Genomic DNA, 6,390 nt, shown 5'->3' with positions numbered 1-6,390 from the left:
GCGCGTGCAGCGCCATTGCGTCGGCATAGTCCATCCCGCAGTCGAGCAAGCGCGTGACGGGCATCGCGCGTTGCAGGGACAGCGCGAACGGTGACAGTTCAGTCGTCATGCGTACGTCTCCTTCACGATGCGTGGGTGACAGCCGCCGAGGCGGCCGAAGCCGCGGACGGCTCGCTCGACGCGGCTGGCCCGTGCAGCTTGTCGCGGAGCGAATCGACGAGCGTCCCGAGGTCGCGCAGGTCGGCCACCGAACCGAACACGATGAAATCGGGCCGCGCGAGATACGCGCCGATCCCGTGCGCCGTCATGAACGCATGCTGGTCGCCGTCGAGATCGACCACGGCATCCGGTGCGCTCACGTCGTCGGACAGCACCGCCACGTGACAGCCGAGCCGCGCGAGGAACGCGCGCTGCGCGTCGTCGAGATAGCGGGAAGGGTGTTCGCGCGCGATGAGCTGGAATCCCCGGCCGACCACGTCGTCGAAACGGCCCTCGGCTGCGCCGCGGCGAACGCGCCCTTGCGGCGCGGGCGCGCCGGTCGTCGGCAGGCGCGTGCCGTCGGCTTCGTCGTGCACGATGCCGCGGTCGAGCTTCGGGAACGGCGGCATCGGCGGCATGGTGCCCGAGCGGAACGCCGCGTCGCGCTCGGCGACCTTGCGTGGATCGTCCTCGTTGACGACCTGCCCGAGAAACAGCGACATCTGCGTGATTGCGGTCACGTGCGGACGGCGTTCGGCTTCAAACGTGTCGAGCAGGTCGGCGGATGCGCGCCCGGTCAGCACCAGGTCGAGCTTCCACGCGAGGTTGATGCCGTCGCGCATGCCGGAGCACGCGCCTTGTCCCATGTACGGCATCATCGTGTGCGCCGCATCGCCCGCGAGCAGCACGCGGCCGGCGCGCCAGCGTTCGGCCATGCGTGTCTCGAACGTGTAGACGACGTGGCGCAGCAGTGTCAGGTCGTCGGGGCCGTAGCCGTAGTGGTCGTTGAGCCACTTCCAGCCGGCGGCTTCCGTTTCCCATTCGGCCGTCGATTCGTTCGGCAGCACGCGCAGCTCGAAACGCGTGCGCTTCGTGCCGATCGGCATGTGCATGTACGCGCGGGCCGGATCGCAGTAGATCGTCGTGCGCGCGCAGCCGTCGCCGAGATCGCGCTTGTTCTCCGAATCGAGATTGAGCCAGCGCTCGTTGTAGCCGAAATCCGATCGTTCGATGCCGAGCGTGCGGCGCACGAAGCTGTTTGCGCCGTCCGCACCGATCACGTACCGCGCGCGGAGGGTGCGCGGCTTGCCGGTCCATTGCGCGTCCTGGCCGCCGCGCCACGGATGCGCGGTCAGCGTCACGCCGTCGTCGTCCTGCAGCAGCGTATCGACTTCCCAGCCGCGCAGGATCGTCACGTTCTTGAAGGTGCTGGCGCGCGCGTCGATCGCATCCTCGATGTCGGGCTGATAGATCGAGATGTGCGCGGGATAGCCGCATGCACGGCCGGTCCAGTTCAGTTCGAGCAGCAGGTCGCCGTTCGCATCGCGGTAGTGATACGAGTCGACCGCCTTCGCGTTGCGCAGCGCGTGATCGACGTCGGCGCTGGCCTGCACGATGCGCGCGGTTTCGCCGTCGATGTGGGTGAGGCGCGGCAGGCCGTAGGGCGTCGGCCAGCGTTCGAGCACGATCACGCGATGGCCGGCGCGGCCCAGCATCGATGCGGCGACGAGGCCGGTCGGGCCGTAGCCGACGATGGCGACGTCACAGTGTTCGGCGGTGCTGTCGCCGGGTGCGCTCGATTCGGTATTCATGCGGGGTGTCTCCATGACGGGGTCGTTCGTTGGTTTGTCGTGTGTTCGGCTCAGTGCGCGCTCGAGCGGGGCAGGTTGCCGTCGAAGGCGTCCTGCAGCAGCGCGCGCAGGCCGTCGCGTTCGATCGGGCGCGGATTCCAGTACGGATTGGCGGCCGCGAGATCGGCCGCGCGATCGAGGTTGGCTTCCTGCATGCCGATCGCCTTCAGCGAGACCGGCGCGCCGTTGTCGAGCGCCAGTGCGTAGAGGCCGCGCGCCGCGTCGTTGGTGCCGATCGCGCGGGCGATCCGCTGCATCGCGTCCGGTGCATGCGCGGCGTTGTACGCGAGCGCATGCGGCAGCACGACCGTGTGGGTCGGCGCGTGCGGCAGGTTGAAGCTGCCGCCGAGGGTATGACAGAGCTTGTGATGCAGCGCCATGCCGACGTTGCCGAGCACCATGCCGCACAGCCAGGCACCGTAAAGCGCGTCGCTGCGTGCGCCGAGATCGGCGGGGTCGCGCCGCACGCCGGGCAGGCCGCGTGCCAGTGCGCGAATGCCTTCTTCGGCGACGAGGCTCATCACCGGATTCGCGTTGTTCGCGTAGAGGCCTTCCGCTGCGTGCGCGATTGCGTTGAGGCCGCTCGTGACGGACAGCTCGACGGGCAGCGTGACGGTGAGCGCGGGATCGTAGATCACCGTCTTCGGCAACACGCGTGCGTCGGAGCCCGTGCGCTTGAGGCCGCCTTCGGTCAGGCCGTAGATCGGCGTCATTTCGCTGCCGGCGTAGGTCGTCGGTATCGCGAGGATCGGCAGGCTGCTTTCGAGCGCAATCGCCTTGCCGAGGCCGATCGTCGAGCCGCCGCCGATCGCGATCGCACAATCCGCGTCGCACGACCTCGCGAACGCCTGCGCATCGCGGGCGATCTCGATCGGCACGTGCATCGTCGCGCGATCGTAGAGTCCGGCTGCGCGCGCACCGAGCCGCTCGACGATGCGTTGCGCGAGGTCGCGCTGTTCCGGCGTAGAGAGCACGATTGCGCGTTGCGCGCCCAGTTCCAGCACTTCGCGTTCGAGATGCTCGAGGCTGCCCGCGCCGAAGATCACGCGTGCGGGGCGTGCCTGGTAGATGAAATTCATGTCGTTCTCACTCCGTTGCGTAGTCGACCTGGTGGCGCGCGATGCGCAGGCCGGTCAGTGCGTCGCGTACGCGAGCGTGTTCAGGATGCGTCGCGTAAGCGTCGAGCGCTTCGCGCGACTCGAATTCGGCGACGAGAATCAGGTCGCACGCGTAATCGGCCGCGCTGAAATCCGCGCCGACCTCGAGGTGCGTCATGCCCGGAATCCGGCCGCGCAGGCTTTCGAACGCGGTCTTGACGGTGGTGCGTGCCACCGCGCGCTCGGGTTCGGTCGCGCCGGCGACGTTCCACATCACGACGTGGCGGATCATGCGGCGCGCTCCGCGGGATTGAGCACGAAGTCGTAATCGAGCGTGTAGAACGGCGTATCCATGCGCGATCCATCCGGCGCGAGGCCGGGCGCGTGCCGGACCCAGTCGGCGACGAGCGTCGAGCGCACGCCGAATACCGCATCGGAGTCGAGATAGCGGTCGCCGTCGCGGAACACGTGCGTGATCAGCGTGTCGTAGCCGCGTGCCTCGATCATGAAGTGCAAGTGCGCGGGGCGCCACGGATGACGGCCGAGCGCATCGAGCATCGCGCCGACGGGGCCGTCGTGCGGAATCGGATACGGCTCGGCGAGGATCGAGCGGAATGCGTAGCGGCCGTCGGCACCGGTGCGCAGCCGGCCACGCGCGCGGTGCGTGACCGAGCCATCGTCGGCCGGGAGTTGCACGTCGTAGTGCCCGTCTTCATCGGCTTGCCAGACTTCCAGCGATGCGTGCGCGATCGGCGTGCCGTCGATGTCGCGCACATGGCCCGACACGAAGCAGGGCTCGCCGCATGCGCCGTTCGCGATGTCGTCGAACATCCCGAAGTCGCGGCTGCCTTCGACGTAGAACGGGCCGAATACGGTGGCCTCCGTGCAGCCGGGCGGCTTCGCATGGTTCTGCGCGGTGACGAGGGTCGACAGCCCGAGCACGTCGGACAGCAGGATGAACTCCTGGCGCGTGTCGTCGGTGATATGGCCGACGGCGGTCAGGAAGCCGACCGCGGTTTGCCATTCGGCCTCGGTGAGCTTCGTCTCCCGCGCAAACGAATGCAGGTGCTGGACGAGACTGGTCATGACCGTGCGCAACCGCTCGTCGCGACAGCCGCGCAGCGACGCGATCACGGCCTGCGTGATGGTGTCTTCATTGAGATTGCGCATTGGGGTTGTCTCCTGATGTCGTTGGATGGCGCGTTGACGTAACATTAATTCCTCCTTGAATCGTAAAAAAGATGGTTTGGAGGAGTTTTGTTCTCCGCCAGGTGGAAGAATTGAACGCATGGACAAGTGGACGCAGATCGAATTTTTCGTGCAGGTCGCCGAGCTGGGCAGCCTGTCGAAGGCCGCCGAGCGGCTCGGCATGTCGAGCGCGGCGGCGAGCCGCTGCCTGAACGCGCTGGAGGAGCGGCTGGGTGCGCGGCTCGTCGAGCGCACCACGCGGCGCCTGTGGCTGACCGACGCGGGGCACGAGTACCACCGGCGTTGCGTCGCGATCCTGATGGAACTGTCGGAGGCCGATGCGGCGGTCAACGAAGCGAGCGTCAATCCGGCCGGCACACTGCGGGTGACAGCTTCGGTATCGTTCGCGTCGATCTATATCGCACCGGCGTTGCCGGAGTTTCACCGGCGCTACCCGAACCTGAACGTGCAGATCGTCGCGGCGAACCGCTACCCGGATTTCATCGAGGCCGGCATCGACGTGGCGATCCGCACGCGCGAGCATGAAGCGGATTCGGGCATCACCGTGCGCAAGCTCGCCGAGACGCGACGCGTGCTGGCCGCGTCGCCCGGGTGTCTGGCGAAGCACGGCGCGCCGGCGACGCCCGATGCGCTGTGCGACCACCAGCTGCTGGTCTACAACCTCGCGAACGATCCGTACGTCCTGCATTTCCGTCACGGCGCGCGGAAGCAGTCGGTCACGATCAAGAGCGTGCTCGATGCGAACGAAGGGCAGGTGATCCGCGCCGCGGCACTTGCGGGCCTCGGCATCCTGATCCAGCCGCTCTACATCATCCACGACGATATCGTCGCGGGGAAGCTGGTGCCGGTGCTCACCGACTGGCAACTACCGGCACTCACCGTCAACATCGCGTACCAGAGCCGCCGTCACCAGCCGGCGAAGATCCGCGTGTTCACCGAGTTCCTGATCGAGCGTTTCGAACGCCTCGGGCTCGCGCGCAAGTGGAAGGAAGTCGGCCGCTGATATCAGGCCGGTGCTGCGCCGTCGCGCATTTCTCCGTGTGACGGAGAACTGTTCTCCCGAACGTCGTCTTTTTCGCCGCTGTCGTGCGCATTACATTGCGTCTCCCCGGGCCTGCGATGCCCGGCTTGCGATGACACGATAACAATCCGGTCTGGAGACGACATGAAATTCGCATTGCGACGGGTGCCGTTGGCACTCCTGATCGCCGGGGCCATTCAGGCTCCGGCGTCGGCCACGGAGAACGGGCAGATCAGCTATCCGTTCGGCGTCAACACGGTGCTGAACGGGATGCTCCCGCCGCCCGGCAACACGCAGTACTTCAACTACGCGCTGTACTCGGCATCGAACCGGTTTGCCGGACCGAGCGGCGGCAGCGCGGTGCCGGGATTCCACCTGAGCGTCGTCGCGGAAACGCCGCGCGTGGTCCACACCTGGGGCGCGACCTTCGGGCCGTTTTCGCTGTCGAGCAGCGCGATCGTGCCGATCGTGCACCTGCATCTGTCGACGCCGGGCGGCACCGGCAACCGCACGTCGCTCGGCGACGTGATCCTCGAGCCGTTCATGATCAACTATGCGAACGCATCGAAGACCTTCTTCGCGTTCTTCTCGCCGTCGTTCGCGGTGCCGACGGGTGCGTATGCGGCGAACCGGATCGCGAACACGGGGCTGAACACGTATGCGTTCCTGCCGTACGTCAGCACGACCTGGTTTCCGGGCCGCGACTGGGAGATCTCGACGACCACGCTGCTGGAGCTGAATTCGCCGAACCATGCGACGCGGTACCACTCGGGCGCGGTCGCCGTGCTCGACTACCTGATCGGCTATTCGATCGACCGGCGCGTGCAGCTCGGCGTGCAGGGCACGTTCCTGAAGCAGTTCACCGACGATACACAGGACGGCATCAAGGTCGCGTCGGACGGCTTTCGCGGGCAGTCGGTGGCGATCGGCCCGCAGCTGCGTTACATGTGGGGGCCGGCGTCGGGCGTGGTCGTGAAATACCAGCACGAGTTCGCGGTGCGCAACCGGCCGCAGGGCGACAAGCTGTGGGTGCAGTTCAGTTTTCCGCTGTAGACGCCGGCGCGGCGCCCGTCGGCCGGGCGCCCGGCACAAGCTGACAAAATCCTGACGAAGTGAATTGATATTTTGTATCATCTGACGTTTCGCGTCGCCGGCCGCCCGGGCTACCCGGTGCGGCCGCGTGCGGCGACTCCAGACGAAGATCGATACGACGTGACGAAAACCAGAAACAACC

6 protein-coding genes are annotated in these 6,390 nt (G+C 66.9%); 2 read left to right on the top strand and 4 right to left on the bottom strand.

Annotation, left to right across the window (positions count from 1 at the left end; translation table 11 throughout):
• Positions 1-122: 122 nt before the first annotated feature.
• The 4 genes from JYJ84_RS25455 to JYJ84_RS25440 are packed head-to-tail and all read right to left on the bottom strand — an operon-like array spanning position 123 to position 4,096.
• A complete protein-coding gene (locus tag JYJ84_RS25455) occupies positions 123-1,790 on the bottom strand; it encodes a bifunctional 3-(3-hydroxy-phenyl)propionate/3-hydroxycinnamic acid hydroxylase (protein ID WP_175221344.1) in 1,668 nt (555 codons plus the stop codon).
• A 50-nt stretch (positions 1,791-1,840) separates the two neighbouring features.
• A complete protein-coding gene (locus tag JYJ84_RS25450; RefSeq protein WP_175221345.1) occupies positions 1,841-2,908 on the bottom strand; it encodes a maleylacetate reductase in 1,068 nt (355 codons plus the stop codon).
• A 7-nt stretch (positions 2,909-2,915) separates the two neighbouring features.
• Positions 2,916-3,218 (bottom strand): Dabb family protein, encoded by a 303-nt coding sequence (locus JYJ84_RS25445; RefSeq protein ID WP_174957156.1) that lies wholly within the window; start codon positions 3,216-3,218, stop codon positions 2,916-2,918.
• On the bottom strand, positions 3,215-4,096 hold the full coding sequence (locus tag JYJ84_RS25440) for an intradiol ring-cleavage dioxygenase (RefSeq protein ID WP_174957155.1): 882 nt from the start codon (positions 4,094-4,096) through the stop codon (positions 3,215-3,217). The genes JYJ84_RS25445 and JYJ84_RS25440 overlap by 4 nt, the downstream gene beginning before the upstream one ends.
• 118 nt (positions 4,097-4,214) lie before the next feature.
• Here JYJ84_RS25440 and JYJ84_RS25435 point away from each other — a divergent pair, with 118 nt between their 5' ends.
• Together JYJ84_RS25435 and JYJ84_RS25430 are read left to right on the top strand one after the other, a co-directional pair.
• The gene (locus JYJ84_RS25435; RefSeq protein WP_205189587.1) at positions 4,215-5,138 is read left to right on the top strand and encodes a LysR family transcriptional regulator; all 924 of its coding nucleotides are present in this window, start codon (positions 4,215-4,217) and stop codon (positions 5,136-5,138) included.
• Positions 5,139-5,300: 162 nt separating this feature from the next.
• A complete protein-coding gene (locus tag JYJ84_RS25430) occupies positions 5,301-6,209 on the top strand; it encodes a transporter (protein WP_205182746.1) in 909 nt (302 codons plus the stop codon).
• Positions 6,210-6,390: the final 181 nt, after the last annotated feature.

The organism is Burkholderia sp. LMG 13014, from assembly GCF_905232215.1.
GTDB lineage: Bacteria > Pseudomonadota > Gammaproteobacteria > Burkholderiales > Burkholderiaceae > Burkholderia.
Note: the sequence above shows the minus strand (reverse complement) of the source record. Positions and strands in the feature narration are given on the sequence as shown.